Annotated in this window: 22 protein-coding genes; 9 read left to right on the top strand and 13 right to left on the bottom strand. The window is 60.7% G+C overall.

Annotation, left to right across the window (positions count from 1 at the left end; genetic code table 11):
• Positions 1-11: 11 nt before the first annotated feature.
• The 5 genes from pilQ to ATO7_RS15170 all read right to left on the bottom strand — a co-directional run bounded on the left by pilQ (position 12) and on the right by ATO7_RS15170 (position 4,996).
• Positions 12-2,144, bottom strand: coding sequence for a type IV pilus secretin PilQ (gene pilQ, locus ATO7_RS15150; protein ID WP_083563215.1), 2,133 nt, complete (start codon positions 2,142-2,144; stop codon positions 12-14).
• A 77-nt stretch (positions 2,145-2,221) separates the two neighbouring features.
• The gene (locus ATO7_RS15155) at positions 2,222-2,770 is read right to left on the bottom strand and encodes a pilus assembly protein PilP (protein WP_206044952.1); all 549 of its coding nucleotides are present in this window, start codon (positions 2,768-2,770) and stop codon (positions 2,222-2,224) included.
• On the bottom strand, positions 2,770-3,372 hold the full coding sequence (locus tag ATO7_RS15160) for a type IV pilus inner membrane component PilO (protein ID WP_083563217.1): 603 nt from the start codon (positions 3,370-3,372) through the stop codon (positions 2,770-2,772). The genes ATO7_RS15155 and ATO7_RS15160 overlap by 1 nt, the downstream gene beginning before the upstream one ends.
• Positions 3,369-3,929 (bottom strand): PilN domain-containing protein, encoded by a 561-nt coding sequence (locus tag ATO7_RS15165; RefSeq protein WP_083563219.1) that lies wholly within the window; start codon positions 3,927-3,929, stop codon positions 3,369-3,371. Before ATO7_RS15165 ends, ATO7_RS15160 begins: the two co-directional genes overlap by 4 nt.
• On the bottom strand, positions 3,929-4,996 hold the full coding sequence (locus tag ATO7_RS15170) for a pilus assembly protein PilM (RefSeq protein WP_146680389.1): 1,068 nt from the start codon (positions 4,994-4,996) through the stop codon (positions 3,929-3,931). Before ATO7_RS15170 ends, ATO7_RS15165 begins: the two co-directional genes overlap by 1 nt.
• Before the next feature lie 174 nt (positions 4,997-5,170).
• Between ATO7_RS15170 and ATO7_RS15175 the strand changes: the two genes are divergently transcribed.
• Positions 5,171-7,639 carry a penicillin-binding protein 1A gene (locus tag ATO7_RS15175; RefSeq protein WP_083563223.1) on the top strand — a complete coding sequence of 823 codons (2,469 nt, stop codon included), beginning with the start codon at positions 5,171-5,173 and terminating at the stop codon, positions 7,637-7,639.
• Entirely contained in the window at positions 7,636-8,238 is a 603-nt protein-coding gene (locus ATO7_RS15180; RefSeq protein ID WP_083563224.1) for a hypothetical protein, read from the top strand. The genes ATO7_RS15175 and ATO7_RS15180 overlap by 4 nt, the downstream gene beginning before the upstream one ends.
• 52 nt (positions 8,239-8,290) lie before the next feature.
• On the opposite strand, the gene ATO7_RS15185 is transcribed toward ATO7_RS15180, so the two are convergent.
• From ATO7_RS15185 to ATO7_RS15215, 7 genes are read right to left on the bottom strand one after another with little or no spacing between them, the layout of a single operon-like run.
• On the bottom strand, positions 8,291-9,586 hold the full coding sequence (locus ATO7_RS15185) for a citrate synthase (RefSeq protein WP_146680390.1): 1,296 nt from the start codon (positions 9,584-9,586) through the stop codon (positions 8,291-8,293).
• Positions 9,587-9,626: 40 nt separating this feature from the next.
• On the bottom strand, positions 9,627-10,880 hold the full coding sequence (locus ATO7_RS15190; protein WP_083563226.1) for a malic enzyme-like NAD(P)-binding protein: 1,254 nt from the start codon (positions 10,878-10,880) through the stop codon (positions 9,627-9,629).
• A gap of 57 nt (positions 10,881-10,937) precedes the next feature.
• Positions 10,938-11,138 carry a 50S ribosomal protein L31 gene (rpmE, locus tag ATO7_RS15195; RefSeq protein ID WP_083563228.1) on the bottom strand — a complete coding sequence of 67 codons (201 nt, stop codon included), beginning with the start codon at positions 11,136-11,138 and terminating at the stop codon, positions 10,938-10,940.
• 40 nt (positions 11,139-11,178) lie between these two features.
• Complete coding sequence (hemW, locus tag ATO7_RS15200; protein ID WP_206044953.1) at positions 11,179-12,336, bottom strand: radical SAM family heme chaperone HemW; 1,158 nt, start codon at positions 12,334-12,336, stop codon at positions 11,179-11,181.
• 10 nt (positions 12,337-12,346) lie between these two features.
• Positions 12,347-12,946 (bottom strand): RdgB/HAM1 family non-canonical purine NTP pyrophosphatase, encoded by a 600-nt coding sequence (gene rdgB / locus ATO7_RS15205; protein WP_083563229.1) that lies wholly within the window; start codon positions 12,944-12,946, stop codon positions 12,347-12,349.
• 5 nt (positions 12,947-12,951) lie between these two features.
• Complete coding sequence (rph, locus tag ATO7_RS15210; protein ID WP_083563230.1) at positions 12,952-13,659, bottom strand: ribonuclease PH; 708 nt, start codon at positions 13,657-13,659, stop codon at positions 12,952-12,954.
• Between the two features lie 29 nt (positions 13,660-13,688).
• Positions 13,689-14,555: a PP2C family protein-serine/threonine phosphatase gene (locus ATO7_RS15215; protein WP_240499498.1), complete on the bottom strand. Its 867-nt coding sequence runs from the start codon at positions 14,553-14,555 to the stop codon at positions 13,689-13,691.
• On the opposite strand from ATO7_RS15215, the gene ATO7_RS15220 reads away from it, so the two are divergent.
• The 3 genes from ATO7_RS15220 (at position 14,457) to ATO7_RS15230 (ending at position 16,474) form a co-directional block, all read left to right on the top strand.
• A complete protein-coding gene (locus ATO7_RS15220; protein ID WP_083563232.1) occupies positions 14,457-15,332 on the top strand; it encodes a YicC/YloC family endoribonuclease in 876 nt (291 codons plus the stop codon). The genes ATO7_RS15215 and ATO7_RS15220 overlap by 99 nt on opposite strands.
• 17 nt (positions 15,333-15,349) lie before the next feature.
• The gene (locus tag ATO7_RS15225) at positions 15,350-16,039 is read left to right on the top strand and encodes a GNAT family N-acetyltransferase (protein ID WP_083563234.1); all 690 of its coding nucleotides are present in this window, start codon (positions 15,350-15,352) and stop codon (positions 16,037-16,039) included.
• Positions 16,040-16,102: 63 nt separating this feature from the next.
• A complete protein-coding gene (locus ATO7_RS15230; protein WP_083563236.1) occupies positions 16,103-16,474 on the top strand; it encodes a DUF6713 family protein in 372 nt (123 codons plus the stop codon).
• Positions 16,475-16,510: 36 nt separating this feature from the next.
• Here the strand turns inward: ATO7_RS15230 and ATO7_RS15235 are convergent, their stop codons facing one another.
• A complete protein-coding gene (locus ATO7_RS15235) occupies positions 16,511-18,331 on the bottom strand; it encodes an alpha/beta hydrolase family protein (RefSeq protein ID WP_206044954.1) in 1,821 nt (606 codons plus the stop codon).
• A gap of 166 nt (positions 18,332-18,497) precedes the next feature.
• Here ATO7_RS15235 and gmk point away from each other — a divergent pair, with 166 nt between their 5' ends.
• From gmk to ATO7_RS15255, 4 genes are all read left to right on the top strand, one after another.
• Positions 18,498-19,133 carry a guanylate kinase gene (gene gmk / locus ATO7_RS15240; protein ID WP_083563240.1) on the top strand — a complete coding sequence of 212 codons (636 nt, stop codon included), beginning with the start codon at positions 18,498-18,500 and terminating at the stop codon, positions 19,131-19,133.
• A gap of 34 nt (positions 19,134-19,167) precedes the next feature.
• Positions 19,168-19,428: a DNA-directed RNA polymerase subunit omega gene (gene rpoZ / locus ATO7_RS15245; RefSeq protein ID WP_083563243.1), complete on the top strand. Its 261-nt coding sequence runs from the start codon at positions 19,168-19,170 to the stop codon at positions 19,426-19,428.
• A gap of 90 nt (positions 19,429-19,518) precedes the next feature.
• A complete protein-coding gene (locus tag ATO7_RS15250; RefSeq protein WP_083563245.1) occupies positions 19,519-21,732 on the top strand; it encodes a RelA/SpoT family protein in 2,214 nt (737 codons plus the stop codon).
• Positions 21,729-22,115, top strand: coding sequence for a RidA family protein (locus ATO7_RS15255; RefSeq protein WP_083563247.1), 387 nt, complete (start codon positions 21,729-21,731; stop codon positions 22,113-22,115). Before ATO7_RS15250 ends, ATO7_RS15255 begins: the two co-directional genes overlap by 4 nt.
• Positions 22,116-22,122 lie beyond the last annotated feature (7 nt).

A 22,122-nucleotide genomic window follows, 5' to 3' on the forward strand; every position in this document is an offset into this window, starting at 1 on the left:
GGGGTTACGGATCAGTTGGTCTTGATACCGTCGCTGAGAATCTTCGGTGTGACGAAGATCAGCAGCTCACGTTTGTCGTTGCGGCGGATGGTATTGCGGAACAACACGCCGAGAATCGGAATGTCTCCGAGCAACGGCACCTTGTTCACGCCTTCCTCAGTGGACTGCTCAAAAATCCCGCCCAGCACAACGGTTTCGCCATTGTTGACCAGCACCTGGGTGTTGACGCTGCTGGTATCGATGGCGGGCTGGCCTTGAGCTGCGAGTGCGCCACGGGTGTCCTTGGACACTTCCAGATCCATGATCACGCGGTTATCCGGTGTGATCTGCGGGGTTACTCGCAGAGAAAGCACAGCTTTCTTGAACTGAGTCTGCTGAGCGGCGCCGCCGCCAGAGGTGACCGTGTTGATATAGGGAATTTCCTCACCTTGCTCGATCAGTGCTTCCTTGCCGTTAGCGGTGATCACGCGCGGGTTGGAGACGACTTCACCTTTGCCTTCGGCCTGCAGGGCAGACAGCTCAAGGTCGACCAGAAAATCCGAGCCGAGAATGGAGATGCCATAGGACGGCACGTTGGTGCCATCCGTGGATGCAGGCAAATTGGTCGCCAAGCGGTTGCCCACCGTGGGAAGCAGCGGAATACCGGCAGACAAGCCCTGTGTGACGATGTCCGCGCCAAGCAGCGAACCGGAGCCGCCAATGACGGTGTCGCCGTTCACGTCACCGAAGGTTGCGCCGAAGCTGGCACCAACCGAACGGCTGAAGTCATCGTTGGCGACAACCACGCGCGACTCGATCAGTACCTGACGGACCGGGATGTCGAGACGACGGACCAGGCTCTGAATGCCCGCGAGCTTTTCGCGGGTGTCGTTCACGATCAGGACGTTGGTGCGCTGGTCCACAGTGACCGTGCCGCGGTCGCTGATGAATGAGGAATTTTCCGAGGCAAGCAGGCCTGCAATATCAATGGCTTTGGCATAGTTGATCTGAATGATTTCGCTCACCAGCGGTGCGAGTTCTTCAGCTTGCTTCATGGCCTCGAGCTCCTGCTTTTGCTGCGCAGAAACTTCCGAGGTGGGGGCGACCCAGATCACGTTGCCGGCTTCGCTTTTCGACAGGCCCTTGGTGCGTAGGATGATGTCCAGAGCTTGATCCCACGGCACATTTTCCAAGCGCAAGGTGATGGAGCCGGAAACCGAGTCCGACGTCACCAGGTTCTTGCCGGCCACGTCGGCGATGATCTGCAGCAGCGCCCGCACTTCAATGTTCTGGAAGTTCACATTCAGGCGTTCGCCCTGAAATTGCGGCTCCTCGCGTGCGCGCTCTTCCTGCTCCTGCCGGCTCAGCGGCTGGAGTTCCAGGGTAAAGCTGCCACCCAGTTGATAGGCGACCTGGTCAAACTGCGCACCCGAGACCGGCGTGATCGCAATGCGACCGTCATCGCCATCGCGTGAGACATCAATGAACTTGAACGGTGTGGCGAAGTCCAGCACATCCATGCGCGCGAGCATGTCATCGCTGGGCGCGATGCCGCGGAAGATGGCAACGATTTTTCCGCCTTCGCTGCGAACATCCACTTCAGCGGTGTCAACGCCCAAATCGACCACAAGTCGCCCGGAACCGGTTTCCGTGCGCCGGAAATCGATGTCGGAGAATTGGCCGGGCGTGGCGCGTCCAGCAGCCGGTGCCGGCGCGCTGGTCTTAACAATGTTGCTTGCAGCAGCTTGCTTAACGCGTGCGCTGGCGCCAGAGGGGCCATCCAGTTCGACCACAACACTGTTGCCTTCGGCGCGCACGGTGTAGGGAGTCAGCTCGCTAAGGCTGAGAACAACGCGGGAGCGACCGCTGGCTTCCACCGCCGTCAGCGTCTGGACGGGACCGACGTTGAGAGGGATGCGCCGTTTGTCGAGCGCGAGTTTGGTGTCGGCGAGGTCAATGGAGATGCGTGGCGGCGTTTCCAGAGCAAATACCGAAGGTTGAGGCGCTGCGCCATCAAGTTTCAGCTCGATGGAGTGTCGATTCTTACCAGCCGGCGAAGTTTTAACTTCGAGCAGTTGCTGCGCGGCTTGAGCGCTTGCTGGCAGGGCAATCGCCAGCAGCAGGCCGACGCCTGCGCGCATGGTGTTTTTGACGTGCGTCGCCATGTTATTTCTCACTTTGTGCCCCCCAAAGTCCGTACCTGCGGTACTGCCAGTCTGATGTGTGATACGCAAGTACATGATTACCTTTCGTCTGATATGGCCACGACAGCGGGCCGTTTCACATAGCCACCAAAACCGTCCGGAACGATTTCTTCCAATTGAATTTGTGCGTCGGTGATTTTGACGATCTTGCCGTAGTTCTGGCCAAGGTGATCGCCATAGGTCGCACGGTGCACAATGCCGTCCGGTGCGCTCAGCAGCGCATAGGTTTGCTGCCGGATTTCAAGTGTGCCCATCAGTCGAATGCCATCCAGAGGGAACTCTTCCAGAGGTTCCTTGTTGCGGGTCAAATCCGGGCGCAGGGTGTTGAGTGGCAGATTGTTTGCCGCCAGTTGTTCCGGTTCGTCCTGGTCGAACGGTTCAAACGGCGTGCGTTCTCCATGACGGCTGTAAGCGAAGGGCTCGTACGGCGTCATCTGCGGAATGGGGTCAATCGGGCCGGCCTTGCGAGCCTTTACATCAGCGATATAGGCGTCAAGGTCGCTCATGTCACGGGCGCAGCCACCAACAGCGAGGCTCGCTGTGAGCAGAGTCAGCGGCAATGCTAGGCGTATTTTGGATCGCATCATCATTCGCCCTCCGACTCGTCAAGGTAACGGTAGGTGGTGATGATGGCTTCCATACGCAAATCGCTGGAGTTGCCCTCGGCGCTAAGCTTCACGTCATTCACCGTCACGATGCGCGGTAGCGCAGCAACGCGGCTCACGAATTCAGCAATCTCGTGGTAGCTACCGGTGACCACAATCCGGTTGGGCAGGATGGCGTAGAAGTCGCGCGGGCGCTCATTTTCCGGCCGAAACAGTTGTTCTTCCAGGCCGGCGGCCACACGCGTCTGCGAAATGTCATTCAACAGATTGGCGACTTCGCTCTTGCTGGGCAGCTGGCGCAGCATGCTGCCAAACGAACGCTCCATTTCTTCTAGTTGGGCGCGGTAAGCATCCAGGTTCGCTGCACGCTTCTGCTTTTTCTCAAAGTCCTGCTTGAGTGTGACTTCCGTGCGTCGCTCCCGCTCTAGCAGATCGAGATTGGGAATGACCACGTAGTAGTAAGAGCCGACAATAATGACTGTGGCAAGGATGATGCACGCGCCGATATAGACGAATGCGGGCCATGCGCCGACATTGTTCGGATCAAGGGATTGGAGTTCGTCCAGGGCCTCACGAAAATTCACTGGCCGTCCTCCTCTTTTTTCTTGGACGTCTGGAACTGCAACTGGAAATCGCTGTGGCGACGTCGATTGTCTTTTTGCGACTGAATCACGATCAGGCGTGATTTTTCGAACCACGGCGAACCGTCCAGATTTCGGATGTATGTGGATACGCGGCCGTTGGATTCCGCGACACCATTCACACTCGTGGTGCGGTCTTTCTGCTGCAGGCTCTTGAGGTACAGCCCGGCCGGTGCGGTGGTCACCAGTTCATCAAAGAAGTGCACGATCTCAGTGCGACTGCGCTGGAGTTCTTCGATGATGCGCATGCGCGCCAGCAAATCGGCTTTGACCTTCTCTAGCGAGTCGATCTCCTTGATCTGCTTGTCCATCAAGCTGATTTCCTGCTTGAGGCGCTCATTGCGACTCTTCTGGAAATCGACGTCGCCGACGACCTTGGCGTTCATCGCATACGCCACACCGGCGCCAATCAGCGCGGCGACGGCAAGCGATATGAAAAACTGCTTTTGTCGTTCCTGGCGCTGCGTTTCGCGCCAATCAAGCAGGTTAATTTTTATCATCAGTCAAAGGCCCTCATGGCGAGACCGAAGGCCAGAAGCAAGGACGATTCATCCTGCTGAAGCTGGCGGGGGCGCGCTTTGTTGGCAACGGGAATGCCTTTGAATGGGTTGGCGATGACGGTCGCTACGCCCAGCTTCTCCTGCACACGCTCGGCGAGATGAGGAATATTCGCGGTGCCGCCTGACAGGATGATCTGGTCAATCTCGCTGAACTTGGGCGAGTTGGCGAAGAACAGTTGCAGCGAGCGATCAATCTGCTGGGTCAGGTCATCAATGAAGTACGGCAGCACTTCGCTGTCGTAGTCTTCGGGCAAGCCGCCCATTTTCTTGGCGTTGTTGGCCTCTTCTTCGGACATGCCGTAGTGGCGCATGATGTCTTCAGTCAGCTGGCGGCCGCCAAAGGCCTGTTCGCGACGGTAAATGACCTTGCGGTCATGCATGACCATAAACACCGTGTTGATCGCGCCAACGTCGATAACTGCGCAGGTGGAGTTCTCTCCGTTATTGGGCATCTGCGGGTGAAGCAGTGCGCACGCGTTCTCCAGGGCTTGGGCTTCGGTGTCGACCACCACCGCCTCCAGGCCAACCTGATCAAGCGTAAGCACGCGCTCGTCAATTGTTTCGGTACGGCACGCCGCGAGCAAGACATCGACGGTGTCTGCTGAATTGGCGGTCGGGCCAAGCAGCTGGAAATCCAGATTGACTTCGTCAATCGGGTAAGGAACGTACTGATCAGCTTCCAGCTTGATCTGTTCCTCCATCTCCAGCTCGCGCATATCGGCGGGCATCTGAATGATCTTGGTGATGACCGAGGAGCCGGCCACCGCAGTGGCGACCTTGCGCAGCTTGCTGTCGGAACGCTTGAGCGCTTTGGCCAAGGCCAAACCGACCGCGTCCGAATCACTGATCTGGCGTTCGGTTACTGCGCCCGAGGGCAGCGGTTCAATCGCGTACGCCTCGATGCGGTAGTTGTCCCCTTTTTTCGATAGCTCCAGCATCTTCACGCTGGACGAACTGATATCAACGCCGATAAGCGGCGTCGAACGTTTTGCAAACAGATTGCTCAAAACACCCATTCCGGGGCCCCCGCATGATCCCGATCCCTTTTCACGTGGCCGTCATTTCGGCCAAGCGCTACTATATCTCACACCAAGCAGGTTTCAACTCTTGCAGCCACTTCAATCATTTGCAGCGCTTGTGCACGCTCGGTTTGGCACTAGCTGTTTGCTCTGTATATCTCCATGCGTTTGATCAAATATCTGTTCATCTTCGGTCTTGTCTGCGGTGTTCTCGCCGCTATCGGCGTGGCTGGTGTGGTGTGGCATTTCTCTCAGGACTTGCCGTCAACCGAAGGCTTGAGAGATGTCCGTTTGCAAGTCCCACTGCGGATTTATTCCGCGGATAACCAGCTAATAGGCGAATACGGTGCGGAGCGCCGCGAACCCCTGGCCTATCAGGAGATTCCTGATCCGTTGATCAAGGCCTTTCTGGCCGCGGAAGATGACCGCTTCTTCAAGCACCCCGGGGTGGATTACCAGGGCCTGCTGCGTGCGGCCTGGGTGCTTGCCCTGACAGGCGAGAAGGCCCAGGGCGGCAGCACCATTACGATGCAGTTGGCACGCAATTTTTTCCTCAGCTCGGAGAAAAGCTATGTGCGCAAAGTGCGTGAAATCCTGCTCGCATTGCAGATGGAGCGCCAGCTCAGCAAGCAAGAAATCCTGACGTTTTACCTGAACAAGATTTTCCTCGGCCACCGCGCCTACGGGATCGGTGCAGCAGCCAAGGTGTATTACGGCAAAGAGCTGCCGGACCTGAGCCTGGCGCAGATGGCAATGATCGCCGGTTTGCCCAAAGCGCCATCACGCTACAACCCGATATCCGGTCCGCAACGTGCCCTGTTACGTCGCAACTATGTGCTGCGGCGTATGCGCGAGTTGGAGTACATCGATGATGCGGCATACCAGACGGCGCTGGACGAGCCAATCAGTGCGGAACTGCGGCGTGCCACCATCGATCTGGAAGCGCATTACGTGGCCGAGTATGCGCGAGGGCGCATCATCAACCAGTTTGGTCTGGACGCCTACACCAGTGGCATCGAGGTTGTGACGACCATTCATGCCAAGCCGCAGCGTGCAGCCGTTGCGGCCTTGCGCAAAAATCTCATTGACTACGATTTGCGCCATGGCTACCGAGGTCCGGAAGCGCAGCTCGGCGATCTTGGGCAGGAACTCGATGGGCTCGATGGGGCTGAGCTGGAAACCGTGCTTGGCCCGATGCTGGAGGAATTTTCCTCCGTTGGTGGTTTGGAGCCCGCCTTGGTGCTGGCCGTGGATGAGTCAACGATTCGGGTCTGGTCGAGCGACAGTGGCGTGTTGACCTTGGATGCCAACGAGCAGCCTTATGAAAAGCTTGATCAGGTGCTGACGCATGGTGATCTGGTTCGCCTGAAGGCGGCCGATGCAGAGGATGGCAAGACAAGCTGGTCCTTGGCGCAGGTTCCTGAAGTACAGGGTGCGTTGGTGTCGATAGATCCGCAAAACGGCGCAGTGCTGGCGATGGCCGGTGGCTTTGATTATTTCGCCAGCAAGTTCAACCGCGCGATGCAGGCCCAGCGTCAGCCGGGCTCATCCTTCAAGCCGTTCGTTTACTCTGCCGCGCTTGAGAACGGGTTTACCCCGGCAACCGTCATCAATGATGCGCCTGTCGTTTTCCATGATGCGGCCTTGGGGGGCGCATGGCGCCCTCAAAACTACAGTGGTCGCTTCTACGGCCCCACACCGTTGCGCACCGGTTTGTACAACTCGCGTAATCTGGTGGCGATCCGGGTGCTGGAAGGTGCGGGCCTGGATACCGTGCGCAATTATGTAACGCGCTTTGGCTTTGAGCGCGACCGTATCCCGCGTGATCTGTCCATGGCGCTGGGCACCGGGGTCTTCAGTCCACTGGAGATGGCCGGTGGCTTTGCTGTCTTTGCCAACGGTGGTTATCGCGTTGAGCCTTATCTGATTGAACAGGTGCGAACAGCTGAGGGCGAGGTCTTGCATCAAGCTTTGCCACCCAGCGTGTGCGAGGCAGCGTGCCAGCGTGAGCGCGATGCCGAGCTTAAGGCTCAGGCAGAAATGACCGAGGTGCGCGAGGCACTGGGAACCAGCGCGTTGCAGGGTGAGGTGCAGGAGATGGTTTTTCCGCCCGCAGCTGAGCGCGTCATCAGCGAGGCCAATGCTTATGTGATGACGGACATGCTGCGTGATGTCGTGCAACGCGGCACTGCGCGTCGTGCGCGTCAGCTTGGGCGCAACGATCTGGCTGGAAAAACCGGCACCACCAACGATCAGATCGATGCATGGTTCTGTGGCTTCAATGCGCGCCATGTTGCGGTGTCATGGGTTGGCTTTGACGACATCAAGCCTCTGGGCTCGCGTGAGACCGGCAGTCGTGCTGCGTTGCCCATGTGGATTGACTACATGGGTGTCGCCCTCGATGGTGTTCCCAGCCAGGTGCGACCGCAACCGGCCGGTGTGGTCAGCGCACGCATCGACCCGGAAACCGGCATGCTCGCATCCTACGGCTCGGCCAACGCGCAATTCGAGATCTTTATCGAAGGCAAGCTGCCCGAGGCCGCTGATTATGGTTACGCCGCGCAGGATGGCGTGACCGTCGAAGGCGCGCCGCCGAGCCGTGAAGATGAGCTGCTTGAGGATATTTTTTGAGCTACGGCGAAGATCTGCGCAGCGAAATTGCGCGCGAAGCGGCCCGCTTGATGTGTGAGCAGGGTGTTAAGGATTTCGCCCTGGCCAAAAGCAAGGCGACCGAAAGTCTTACCGGCGGCACGCGGGCGCCGGTGCCCAGCAACGCCGAGATCGCAGAATCTGTGCGCGACTATCTGGAAGTGATGGATGGCGCCGCCTGGGCGAGCCGCTTGCGAGGGTTGCGTGAAATAGCGATCAAAGCCATGCGGCTCACCTCGGAGTTCAACCCGCGTGCGGTGGGCGCGGTTGTAAACGGTTTGGCGACCCCGCGCAGCAGCGTGGTCCTGCATGTATTCAGCCCGTTTGACGAAGCCCTGGATTTTTTCCTCGGCGACCGCAACATACCGTTCGACGATGAAGAGCGCCGCGTGTTGCATCCCTCAGGCCGCGAGCTGCGCCGGCCCAGCTGCCTGTTCCTGGCCGATGAGACGGAAGTTGAGCTGGTCATATTTGGCCTGGATGATCGGCGTTGGTCGCCGCTTTCACCGATAGACGGCAAACCAATGACGCGCTGGGACCTGCCGACCCTGCAGGCCAGTCTGGCTGACACCGAGGCATAAAAAAACCGCGACCTCCGAAGGAGGCCGCGGCTGATCTTGGCGTCCTGCCGACTTAGCGCTGCTTGATGTCGACGTAGTCGCGGCGCGGACTGCCGGTGTAGATCTGACGCGGACGCCCGATGCGGTTGCCCGGGTCGGCGGTCATTTCCTGCCAGTGCGCAGCCCAGCCCACGGTGCGGGCAATGGCGAACATCGGGGTCATCATTGAGACCGGAATGCCCAGCGCTTTGTAGATGATGCCGGAGTAGAAGTCGACGTTCGGGTAGAGCTTCTTCTCCTTGAAGTAATCATCTTCCAGTGCGACCTGTTCCAGCTTCATGGCCAGTTCGAACTTGGGATCGTTTTCCATGCCCAGGTGCGACAACACTTTGTGGCAATGCTCGCGGATGATGGTGGCGCGCGGATCGAAGTTCTTGTACACACGATGGCCGAAGCCCATCAGGCGGAACGGATCGTTCTTGTCCTTGGCCTTGGCGATGAATTTGTCGGCGTTGGAAATATCGCCGATCTGATCCAGCATGCGCAGCACGGCTTCGTTGGCGCCGCCGTGAGCCGGGCCCCACAGGGCGGTGATGCCTGCGGCAATCGCGGCGTACGGATTACAGCCGGTGGAGCCGGCCAGACGCACCGTCGAGGTGGAGGCGTTCTGCTCGTGGTCAGCGTGCAGGATGAACAGCACATCCAGGGCCTTGGCCGCGACCGGGTCGACTTCATACGCTTCTGCCGGCACCGCAAACAGCATGTGCAGCAGGTTGGAGCAGTAGTCGAGGTTGTTCTGCGGGTACATGAACGGCTGACCGATCGAGCGCTTGTAAGCCGCGGCGGCGATGGTCGGAATCTTGGCGATCATGCGGCGCGCAAAGATGTTGCGATGCTCGGGATCGTTGATGTTGGTGGTGTCGTGGTAGAACGCAGACAGCGAAGCGACCACGCCAGCCATCATGGCCATCGGGTGTGCGTCGTAGCGGAAGCCGTTGAAGAAGCTGCGCAGCGACTCATTGAACATCGTGTGGTAGCGGATCGCCTGGTCGAACTCTTCCAGTTGCGCGGCGCTCGGCAGCTCACCGTAAAGCAGCAGGTAGCAGACTTCGATGAAGCTGGAGTTGTTGGCCAGCTGGTCGACCGGATAGCCACGGTACAGCAACACGCCCTGGCCACCGTCGATGTAGGTGATGGCCGAGTCGCAGCTGCAGGTCGAGTTGAAGCTGGGGTCGTAGGTGAAGGTGCCGGTGGCGCCATACAGGCCACGTACATCAACCGCTTTGGGTCCCAGAGTACCCTCGACCAGAGGCAGGTCGGTGTTTTGACCTTCCGGGCTGGTAAGGACGAATTTGCTGTCGCTCATCATGATCTCCAATGGTGCAGCACGGACGTAAGGCTGCGGCCTGTCAGTTGTCTTGGTAATGCGCCGGGTAGGGTGCGCGGGCGGCGCCAGACTCTACGGCGGCGCGCGCCACGGCGTTGGGTACCACGTCGATCAGACGCGGATCCAGCGGCGTGGGAATAATGTAGTCCGGACCGAACGACCAGCTTTCGCGGTCGTAGGCGTCCAGCACGGTGCGCGGAACCGGTTCGTGCGCCAGCGCCCGCAGGGCTTCGACCGCGGCCAGATGCATGGCCTGGTTGATGGTCTTGGCGTGCACGTCGAGGGCGCCGCGAAAAATGAACGGGAAGCCCAGTACGTTGTTGACCTGATTGGGGTAGTCGCTGCGACCGGTTGCCATGATCAGATCGGCACGCACGCTTTGTGCCACTTCCGGCAGGATTTCCGGGGTCGGGTTCGACAGTGCGAACACCACGGGCTTTTCGGCCATGCTGGCGATCATGTCGGCATCAACCAGTCCGGGGCCAGACACGCCGATGAACACGTCGGCGCCGTGCATGGCTTCGCTCAGGGTGCGTGGGCCGTCACCGCTGCGCGCAAACTCGGCCTTGTAATCGGGCAGGTTGTCGCGATCGTCATAGATCACGCCGGCGCGATCGATCACGAACATGTTGTCGCGGGCCGCGCCCAGCGCCTGACACAGGCGCAACGAGGCCATGCCGGCGGCGCCGGCACCCAGGCACACGATGCGCACATCTTCAATGCGCTTGCCTTGCAGTTCCAGCGCATTCAGCAGGCCGGCGGCAACAATGATCGCGGTGCCGTGCTGGTCGTCATGAAAGACCGGGATGTCGAGGCGTTCCTGCAGCGCTTTTTCGATCTCGAAGCAATGCGGTGCCGCAATGTCTTCAAGATTGATGCCGCCAAAGGTCACGCCAATGCGCGCCACGGTGTCGATGAACTGTTCCGGCGTTTCGGATTCGACTTCGATGTCGAACACGTCGACATCGGCGAATTTCTTGAACAGCACCGCCTTGCCTTCCATCACCGGCTTTGACGCCAGTGCGCCGGCTTTGCCCAGGCCGAGCACGGCTGAGCCGTCACTGATGACAGCGACCAGATTACCCTTGGAGGTATAACGGTACGCATCCGCCGGTTCGGCCATGATGGCTCGCACCGGCTCGGCCACACCAGGCGTGTAGGCCAGAGCCAGTTCGGCCGGCGTAGTGAACGGCTTGGTCACCGCGATGGCGAGTTTCCCCGGTCGCGGTTTCTCGTGGTAATCGAGTGCGGCTTGTTTGCGGGGGTTGTCGGTCATACGGTAACGCCCGTGTTCATAGTGCTGCGCTCGATCAGGTACAAGAAATAGGTTCGATTAGGAGCCGTAACGTTCGCGGAACTTGGACACGCGACCACCGGAGTCCAGGACCTTCTGCTTACCGGTGTAGAACGGATGGCATTCCGAGCACACTTCGATCTGCAGATCTTCGCCCATGGTGGAGCGGGTTTCGAATTTGTTTCCGCAGCTGCAGGTGACCTGAATGGCCGCATACTGGGGATGGATATCGGGTTTCATGACTTCTGCTCGCAAGGCAAGAGAAAAAAGGGCGCGTAGTCTACTGAAATGCGCTGATTTCGGCAAAGCATTCGAGCAGGCGGTTCAGATGGCGCCGCCCCAGCGGTGTGCGGGTGATCTGATTTTCCTTGGTGCGCATCAATCCCAGCGCACAGGCCTCATCGATGGCCGGCCTCAGCACGGCGAAGTCGAGACCGGTGGTGCGCTCAAAACGGGCGCGACTGAACGCCCCATCGATACGCAGCGTGTTGAGCGCAAATTCGCTGATCAACTCTTGCGCATCGGGCCAGCTTTCACGCGCCAGCGCCGCCGCGCTGCCGGCCCCGGCCATGTATTTTTGCGGTGAGCGCAGGCGCGCACGACGGCGTACGCCCTGGCTGAAGCTGAGCTTGCCGTGTGCCCCCGCGCCCAGGCCCAGGTAGTCGCCGAAGCGCCAGTAATTGAGGTTGTGGGCTGCACGGCGACCGGTTTGCGCGAAGGCCGAGACCTCATAGCGCCGATAGCCGGCGCGGGTGAGTCTGGCCAGGCCGGCATCCTCGATGTCAGCCTGGGCATCGTTGTCCGGCAGCTCAGGAGGGTGCTGGGCGAATGCGGTGCCTTCTTCGATGGTCAGCTGGTACCAGGAGATATGTTCAGGGCGGAGGTCGATGGCGCGCTCAAGGTCGTCCATGGCCTGGGCAAAACCTTGCCCCGGCAGACCGTGCATGAGGTCGAGATTGATATTGTCGAATCCGGCCTCGCGGGCCAGCGCATAGGCGTGTTGCGCAGCACTGGCGGTGTGGATACGGCCGAGTTGCTGCAGTTGGGCATCATCGAAACTCTGCACCCCGATCGACAGGCGGTTGACCCCGCCACGGCGATAACCGGCGAAGTGCGCGGCATCGGCGGTGCCGGGGTTGGCCTCGAGCGTGATCTCGGTGTCATCGGCGATATCCAGACGCTGACGCAGCGCCGCCACGATGCGGGCGATGGCCTCGCCACTGAACAGGCTGGGAGTGCCGCCACCAAAAAACACCGCCTGCACGCGTGGCCACTGAGCCCGGCTTTGCAGTTCGAAATCGAGATCGCGAATCAGGGCATCAACATAGCGCTGCTCGTCGGGCTGCCCGGCGTGTGAGTTGAAATCACAGTAGGGGCATTTGCGCACGCACCAGGGCAGGTGCACATAGACGGTTAGCGGCAGGTGGGGGCTTGGCACGCGGGTGGGCTCAGGCAGCTGACAGCTGGCGCAGCAGATCGGCGATGGCCTGACCGCGATGTGAGCGGGCCAGCTTGTCCTCACGGCTCAGCTGCGCTGCGCTGCGCTGCAATTGCGGATCGACGAACAGCGGGTCATAACCGAAGCCGCCGTCACCCGATGGTTGATCAGCGATATGTCCTTTCCACTCGCCACGGGCGATCAGCGGCGAGGGATCGTCGGCACTGCGCACCAGTGCGATGACGCAGACAAAGCGGGCGCCGCGCTGTTCGGGCGGCACATCGGCCAGGGCGGCCAGCAGCTTGCGGTTGTTGTCGGCATCGCTGGCCTGATCGCCGGCATAACGGGCGGAATAGACCCCGGGCGCGCCGTTCAGGGCATCGACCGCCAGACCCGAGTCATCGGCCAGGCTGGGCAGCCCGCTGCGTGCCGCAGCATGGCGCGCCTTGATCAGGGCATTGGCTTCGAAAGTGTCGCCCGTTTCTTCGGGGCTGTGATCAGTCCAGTCACTGATGGGCTTGAGTTCATGGCCCAGCGGCGCCAGTGCGTGTTGCAGCTCGGCCAGCTTGCCGCGGTTGCCGCTGGCCAGGACCCAGACATCCTTGCTCATGGTTTTCAGCCGGCCAGTGCCTGGGCCTGAATCTGGTGCAGCTGGCGGATGCCGGCGCCGGCCAGATCCAACATGGCGTCCAATTCCTCGCGGCGGTAGGCGTGGCCTTCAGCCGTGCCTTGCACTTCGATGAAGCCGCCGGCTTCGTTCATCACCACGTTCATGTCGGTTTCGGCGACGGAGTCTTCGTCGTAGTCGAGATCAAGAACCGGAGTGCCGTTGTAAATGCCAACCGAGATGGCGGCGACCTGACCAAACACCGGGCTGCGCTTCAGGCCCAGCGTGGCGATGGCCTGGCACAGGGCCACGTAGCCGCCGGTGATGCTGGCGGTGCGGGTGCCGCCGTCGGCCTGCAGCACATCGCAGTCGACAACAATGGAGCGCTCACCCAGCGCGGTCAGGTCAACCGCAGCACGCAACGAGCGGCCGATCAGACGCTGGATTTCCTGGGTTCGGCCGGACTGCTTGCCGCGGGCGGCTTCGCGGCCCATGCGCGAATGGGTTGAGCGCGGCAGCATGCCGTACTCGGCCGTTACCCAGCCTTTGCCGCTGCCCCGCAGCCATGGCGGTGTGCGCTCTTCCACCGAAGCGGTGCACAGCACATGGGTGTCGCCGAAGCGGATCAAGGCCGAGCCTTCAGCGTGGCGGGCGAAACCGGGTTCGATGGTGACCGGGCGTAGGGCATCGGCGGCGCGGCCGCTGGGTCGTGACATGTGCTTTCCGGGCTGTAAAAAACCGCGGATTATACGGACTCGAAACGAATCCGCAGGGCGGTGCAGTTGTCGGCACTGCCGGGGTTGCGCGCGACGGCGCGCTGCGCCAACTCTGTCAGCTCGATGTTGCTGCCCAGCTCATCCGGCTCGAGCGGGTCCCAGAAACCATCGGAACACAATAATAAGGTGTCGCCTGGCTGCAGTGGCGGGCACGGGGTGAGCTCAAGTGCCGGCGGAGGGCCGCCGCCCCCCAGGCAACGGGTCACCTGGTTGCGCATCGGGTGGTGGCGCGCGTCCTGCGGGCGAATATCGCCGCGTCGGACCATCATGGCGACCGCCGAGTGGTCACGTGTGACATGCACAATCTCGCCGCGGCGCAGGTGATAGGCGCGGCTGTCACCGGCGTGCGCGAACAGTACATTGGGGCCGTCAACCACGGCACAAACCACGGTCGTGCGGGGTTGTTGCCGTTCGCTCAAATCCGGCGCCACCGACTGAATGGCAAGGTGAGATTCCAGACCGATACGCTGGATCAACTGAGCGGCGGGCTGCTGGGCTTCATCGGCAAATATGCGAGCCGCCACATCCATGACGCATTGGGCGGCCAGGGCGCCATCGGCGTGCCCGCCCATGCCGTCGGCAACGATCAGAAGCTGCCGCGAGCCGGAGGAGAATGTTTCGGCACGATCCTGGTTGTTGTGCCGGTCACCCTGCAGGCTGACGAATTCGCAAGGCGGCCATGATGGCGCCCGTTCGGCGTATATACTCGTGGCCTTCTCCCATCTCCACAGGCAATCATGGCAGCTTACCCCATCAGCAGCATGACTGGATACGCGCGCGGTCGTTGCGACTCGCCGGCCGGTGAACTGCAGCTGGAACTGCGCACCGTCAATCACCGTTACCTCGATATCAGCCTGCGCGTACCGGAAGAATTGAGGGCGCTGGAAAACCCTTTGCGCGGCAAACTCAAGGGCGCGCTGGGGCGCGGCAAGGTCGAGGCCTATGTGCGCCTGCGTAGTGCCACGGATGAGGCGGCGCCACTGGATATCAATCGCGCCGCACTGGCCCAGCTGGCCAGCGCCGTGCGTGATGTTGAGGGCGAGTTTCCCGAGGCGATCAGCGTTGACCCGGTTGCGATACTGCGCTGGCCGGGCGTGCTGCGAGAGGCTGACATGGATATGTCAGCGCTGAGCCAGGCGTTCAGCCAGCTGGCGGACAGCACCATCGCTGATCTGCAGGCAGCGCGCCGCGATGAGGGCCAGCGCATGGCCGAGGTGATCGCCGCCCGCCTGGACAGCATCGAGGGCTTGGTCGAGCAGGTGCAGGTTCGTTTGCCGGTGCAGGCTCAACTGTGGCGCGAGAAGCTCGAGCAACGCCTGGTCGAGATGACCGATATGGAGATTGAACGGCGCGAGCAGGCGCTGGTTCAATTCGTCCAGCGCCTCGACGTGGATGAGGAAATCGAGCGTTTGAAGAGCCACGTTGCCGCGGTGCGCGCGGAGCTGGACAACAGCGAACCGGTTGGCCGCAAACTGGATTTCTTCATGCAGGAGTTCAACCGCGAAGCCAACACGCTGGGCTCCAAGTCCATGGACGCCGAGCTGACCAAGCTGGCCGTGGAGCTCAAGGTGGTGATCGAGCAGATGCGCGAGCAGGTGCAGAACATCGAGTGAATTGATCTGAGGCTGCGATGAGTTCGATTGAGCCTGACCTGGCCCACTGGATAGCGCCAGATCCGCCATCGCCGCGGGTGCTGGATGGGTGGTATGCGCGCTTGGAGCCTCTGGACCCGGCGATCCATGCAGCGGCGCTGTGGCGTGTTTTGGCAGAGGCGCCGGATCAGCATTGGCGCTATCTGCCGTATGGGCCTTTTAAGGATGTTGCGGACATGGGGGCATGGCTGGACGGCGCGGCTCAGCAGTCCGACATGCTGTTCTATGTCATTGAGTCCAAGGCGCCATTTGAAGTGCTGGGCTTGGCTGCTTACCTGCGCATCGTGCCGCAGCATGGTTGCCTGGAGGTTGGGCATCTGAGTTTCTCGCCGCGTTTGCAGAAAACCCGCCTGGCCACCGAAGCCATGTATCTGATGATGCGTGAGGCGTTCGCCTTGGGCTACCGGCGATACGAATGGAAATGCGATGCGCTGAACGAGGCCTCGCGGGCTGCCGCTTTGCGTCTGGGGTTTGAGTACGAAGGCCTGTTTCGCCAGGCGGCGGTGGTCAAGGGGCGTAATCGCGATACGGCCTGGTATTCGATTATCGATGTGCAGTGGCCGGCCGTGCGGTGTGCACTTGAGCGCTGGCTGTCAGCGGACAACTTCGATGCCGATGGCCACCAGCGCCGGAGCCTGGCGATGCTGCGCAGTGCGCCGGTTTCATAACCTGCGAGGTTATTGTCGAGGCTGCCAGTTTGCGTTCTCATGGGGCGAACCAGGAGGCCCTTCATGCATCAGATCGCGTTGTTCCGTGTTTTTCTACTCAATGCCACGGTGTTGATTACACATCAAATTGATGCCGCGTACTGGCATGAGTGGAATCTTTTCCGGATTCCTGGCGGCAACCAGGTCAATTTGCTGCTCAACCTGCCCATCATTGCGCTGGTGCTACTGGCTTTTGCTGAGGTTGTGCGCCATGGTCCGCGGCAGCGCCAGGCACACGCTTTAATGATTTTTTTGGGGCTGCTGACAGTGGTCTTACACAGCCTGTTTTTCGCCTTGGGCCATGATGAGTTTGCTCAGCCGATGTCTTTGTTGCTGCTGGCAGCGGCCGCTTTGCTGTCCGTCACGCAGTGGGTACTGCTGGGCAAATCACGCTGACCACCCGTTGTCTGGTGGTCAGCGTGACGCCGGGTCTTACAGCAGTGGCAGTTCCAGCGTTCCGCTGAGTGTCACAGCCGGCACCAGCAAATCGCGTGACCAGGTGATCGGGAACTGGGCGTGGAAGCCGTAGATCAGCAAGGCCAACTCGTCGCCGGGGTTGAGGCGTTCAGCGATGCCGTTCATTTCCATCTGGTGGGCGCCGAAACCACGCACCGGTGTGATCTGGCCATCCAGCGGGTCCCAGTGGTTCTGACCCGCGGGGCGGTGTCCAATGGCCAGGTACAGGATCGGGTCGCAGCCCAGTTGTACTGGGGCGCCCGGCACGGCACATTCGCTCATCTCCAGGCCGCTCAAGCCTTCAATCTGGATGTCCAGTTTGGGGATGCCGGCCAGCACGCCGCCTTCATCGCCCACCGTCATCAGCGGCTGGGTGGCCAGCAATGCCTCGCGCGCCCCGTTGCCCAGCACTGAGCCAACAATGCCCAGTACCGAGTTGAGCTGCGGCGTGCTGCTGTCAATTTCAAACGCTGTGCCGCCGTGTTGAACCTTATCGACCAGGATGGCGTCTTCTTCACCCAGGCTCAGGCAGATCTCATCGGGCGGTGGCAATGTTGCCGCGATCAGGCCCTCACGCCCTTGCAGCTTTTCTTCAAACCAGGCGAAGCGCATCTCTTCCTGGGAATACGTGCCGCAATTGGCGCTGCCGCCTGGGCCCTGCAGTTCCGGAATGGTGAGTACTTGCGCCAAGGGATCAAAAGCATCTTCCAGCCCAAGAGCTGGTAGCAAATGGCCGGACTGATGCGTTACCAGGCGCACATCGCCACCGATGGCTTTGCGGCACTCGTAATTGGCCAGGCCTTCGTTGAAGTTGAACAGCGTGTCGAGGAAGCCTTGGGAAATCAGGATGTCCGCCGGCGGTGGCAGATCAGGCGCGACGCTGAGTTCGTCGGCTGTGGCGAACAGGAAATTTTGCGGTCCGGCGGGTTCGCCATCGCAGAAATATTTCACGCTGTGGTAGCGCATGAAGTTGAAGCCAGCTTCGCTGAAGGCGTTGCTCACGCCGGCGTTGAGCAGGATTTCTAAAATGGCCGGATCCTGGGCTGTAACCCCTTGGCTGGCCAGTTCCAGCAGCTCGGGAAGCAGGGTGGTCGGATCGCCGGTTAGCAGCGAGATGACACCGGAGGCTTCACCGCCAGCGACCAGCAACAGCCCCCAGCTGGATTTAACCACGTTATGCGGGTTGAGCGAGTAGGTCAGGTCATGCGGGGTGATATCCGGTGCCATCACGCGCAAACGATGGCGCGGATCAACCGCGTGCAACAAAAACTGGTACATGCCGCCGTAGGAACTGCCGTAACTGCCGACATACATTTCGCCGTTGGCGCGTCGACGCAGACCTGGCAGGTTTTCCGCCCAATCGAGCACGGCGATGAGGTTTTGCCCCTCATATTCCGGGTCCATCACCCGCACCTGGCCGGACGATTCGCCAAAGCCACGTTGATCGATTGAGATCACGTAATAGCCGGCGTCGCGCAAGCGCTGCTGAAAGTTACTGGGCTCAACGTTACGGCTGCCGCCATAGCCATGGCCCTGAAGCACCAGGGGATAGCTGGCGCCGACCTCTAGCTGGGTCGGTTCCATGACCTGAACCACGGTGGTATCGCCGGTGACCGGTGACAGAATTTCCTGGCGATAGACTTCACCCGCGCGACTTTCGCTGACTTCAACCAGGGTCGGCGACTGGCCCATGACGATCGCGCCATCGGTATTGTTGCTGGCGGCGGAATCGGTGCGCCCACCATTGCAGGCAGCAACAGTCAGGCCCAGCCCCAGGGCAAGGATGCGATACAACATAGTGTGTCTCCTCAAGCGGGCTCTATGGGCCCGTGTGTCGGCGTGCCTGACCATGAGAGGGTCTCGGCGAGCAGAATAGTTTAACTGCGTTAGATCCACGCCGCACCGTATAAACAGGTGAAGGGGTCAGGCATTACACTGAGCGCTTTGCTCACTGTTGCAGTTCATGACGCAAGGCAATTTGATCATCCTGTGTGCGCCCTCGGGTGCGGGTAAAACCACTTTGGCGCGGCGTGTTATGGCGCGCCTACAGGCGCGTGGTCTGGAGGCGAGTTTTTCCGTGTCCTACACCACGCGTGCACTGCGTCCTGGTGAGCGTGATGGGCATGACTACCACTTCGTGACGCGCGCCGTGTTTGACCAGATGGTGGCGGCGGGCGAGATGCTCGAACATGCCGAGGTTTTCGGGCGTTGCTATGGCACCGGCCGGGCGCGGACCGAACAGGCCCTTGATGCAGGGCACTGGGTGTTTCTGGACATCGACTGGCAGGGCGCCCGGCAGGTCAAAGCGCATCTGCCTGCGCTGGCCTGCAGCGTTGGCGTCTTGCCGCCTTCGCGCGCCGCCTTGGAGGAGCGCCTGCGCGGGCGTGGCCAGGACAGCGAAGACACCATCGCACAGCGCATGGCCGAGGCGGTGGCTGAGATGAGCCACTACCGCGAGTTCGACTACCTGATTGTCAACGACGATCTGGAGGTGGCCTGCGATGAGCTGGAGGCTGTGTGCTTGGCGGCGGGCTTGCGTGGACCGTTGCAGCAAAGCCGCCGCGCCACTTTGCTGGCGGATCTGCTTCAGAGCGATTAAACTACGCGGCTACGTTTCAGAAATTCGAGCACTCATGGCACGTGTCACTGTTGAGGACTGCCTCAAAAACATCGACAACCAGTTTGAGCTGACCCTGGTCGCAGCCAAGCGCGCGCGGCAGCTCGCACGCGGCGCGGATTCCAAGGTGCCGTGGGGTAATCACAAATCCACCGTGGTTGCACTGCGTGAAGTGGCCGACGACCTGACCGGGCGCGATGTGCTCAGCGAGAACGATCCGCCGCCGGTGCCGCAGCTCAAAGTCGACCTGTCGAACATCGAAGTCGGTACTGACTGAGTTCGATCTTCCGATACCAACGCCCCGCAGGCTCGCCTCCGGGGCGTTTTTTTGTGCTGTACACCCGATCCGTGGCTATACTCGTGAGCTATGGAATTGCCCGTCATCAGCCGCCTGAACACCGCGTTTCGCACCTCGCGAATTACCCGCGAGTTCGGTATCGATGCGCTGGTCAGTGTGCTCGAGTCGTATCTGCCCGATGACGAGATCGCCATCGTGCGCGAAGCCCATGAATATGGGGCGGCGATGCACGCCGGGCAGTTCCGCAAAACCGGCGAGCCCTACATTTTTCACCCGCTGGCGGTGGCGCGCATTCTGGCTGAAATGCGCATGGACTACACCACCTTGGTGGCGGCCATCCTGCATGACGTGATCGAAGATACGCCGGCGGCCAAACACGAAGTGGCCGAGCGTTTCGGTGAAGAGGTCGCGCACATCGTTGACGGGGTCAGCAAGCTCGATCGGGCCACCGATCAGTCGCGCGAAGAAGCGCAAGCGGAAAGCCTGCGCAAGTTGATGATGGCCATGACCGATGACCTGCGGGTGATTCTGGTCAAGCTGGCTGACCGCCTGCACAACATGCGCACGCTGGCGACCATGGCCACGGAAAAGCGGCGCCGGGTGGCGCGTGAAACGCTGGAGATTTACGCGCCGATCGCGCATCGCCTGGGTATTCATACCCTGCGCAACGAACTCGAAGATCTGGGTTTTGCCAACCGTTATCCCAAGCGCCATCGCGTGCTCAAGCGCTCGGTCGAGGCGGTTGCCGGGCGGCGCAAAGACCTTATTCGCGAGGTTGAGGACAAGCTCAACCGGCGGTTGTCCGAGGAGGGCATCGGGGCGGCGGTGTTTGGCCGGCGCAAGAACCTATATGGCGTGTATCAGAAAATGCGCAAGAAGCATTTGCGTTTTCTGGATGTCATGGATCTGTACGGTTTTCGTGTCATCGTTGATTCCGAAGATGCCTGTTACCGCGCGCTTGGCGTGGTGCACAGCATGTATCAGCCGATCTCGGAGCAGTTCAATGACTATATTGCCTGCCCCAAGGTCAACGGTTATCAATCGCTGCACACCACCTTGATCGGGCCGAAGGGGGTCAAGATCGAGGTGCAGATTCGCACCCGTGATCAGAACCACATTGCCGAATCCGGGGTGGCCGCACACTGGCAGTACAAGCTGGGACGGGATCAGGCACGACAGGCGCCGGAGCAGCGCGCGCGTGAGTGGCTGGCCGGTTTGGTCGAGGTCAATCGACGCACGGCCAATGCCATGGATTTCATGGAGTCGGTGCGTGTGGATCTGTTCCCCGACGAGGTCTACGTGTTCAGTCCCAAGGGGCAGATTTACCGCCTGGTCAAAGGCGCGACCGCGCTGGATCTGGCCTACGCCATCCACACTGATCTGGGCAACTCGGCCGTGAGTGCCTGGATCGACGATCACCTGCAGGCGCTGTCGACGCCGCTGAGCAATGGCCAGCAGGTGCGTATCGTGACGGCGCGCCATCAAAGCCCCAACGCCACCTGGCTGAACTTCGTCAAGACCGGCAAGGCGCGCAGTGCGATCCTGCATCACCTGCGTCACCAGCGGGCCGATGAGTCACGGCGTCTGGGCCGGCGCTTGCTGACCATGGCTTTGCATGAGCGCGGCATGTCCTTGCGCAAACTCGATCCGGACAAGATCGAAGTTTTGCTCAAAACGCTCAAGGAGCCCGACATGGAGCGGGTGTTCGAGAGCATCGGCAACGGCCGGCGCATGGCCTCTTTGGTCGCGCATCAGCTGGAGTCCGGCAGCACTGCAAGCAGCGACAAGCCTCACGCGCTGGCGATTGAGGGCACCGAAGGCATGGCTGTGGAATTCGCCGGATGCTGCCGGCCGATCCCTGGCGATCGTATTCGCGGGGTGATTCGCTCCGGGCGCGGTATTGTCATTCACCAGGCCAACTGCAAGAACGGTCTGGTCGGCGATCGCCAGAGCGGCACGCAGGTCGATGTGGTCTGGTCGGAAAACGTCAATGGCGAATATCCGGTCGAACTGCGTGTGCAGGGCGAAAACAAGCGAGGCTTGCTGGGACGTGTGGCCACCGCCCTGGCGGAAGAGGAATGCAGCATCGACCATGTCAAAATTAAGGATAAACAGGGTGACATCGCCGAGCTCTCGCTCCTGGTGACCGTCTCGGACCGTACCCACCTGTCGCGCATGCTGCGCCAGGTGCGCAAGCTGCCTTCGGTGGTCAAGGTGGTCAGGGCCGGGTCGGAAAGCAGTGTCAGCGATGCCGCCCAGCGCAGCAAACAGGACAAGAAATGACACGACAGACAATCTCCACCAGCGCGGCACCTGCGGCGATCGGTACTTATTCGCAGGCCGTCAAGGTTGGCGCCACGGTGTACCTGTCCGGACAGATACCGCTGGACCCGGCCACCGGTGAGCTGGTGGACGGCGATATCGCCGTCCACATACGGCGGGTGTTCGATAACCTCAAAGCGGTGGCGCAGGCGGCTGGCGGTGAACTGGCCGATGCGGTGAAGCTGAATATCTATCTCACCGACCTGAGCCATTTCCCGGTGGTGAATCAGGTCATGGCCGAATATTTCGATGAGCCCTACCCGGCGCGCGCGGCTTTGGGGGTGGCGCAATTGCCCAAGGGTGCTCAGGTCGAAGCGGACGGCGTACTCGAAATCGCCGGCTGAGTCCGGA

Source organism: Oceanococcus atlanticus (genome assembly GCF_002088235.1).
In the GTDB taxonomy this organism is placed as follows: domain Bacteria; phylum Pseudomonadota; class Gammaproteobacteria; order Nevskiales; family Oceanococcaceae; genus Oceanococcus; species Oceanococcus atlanticus.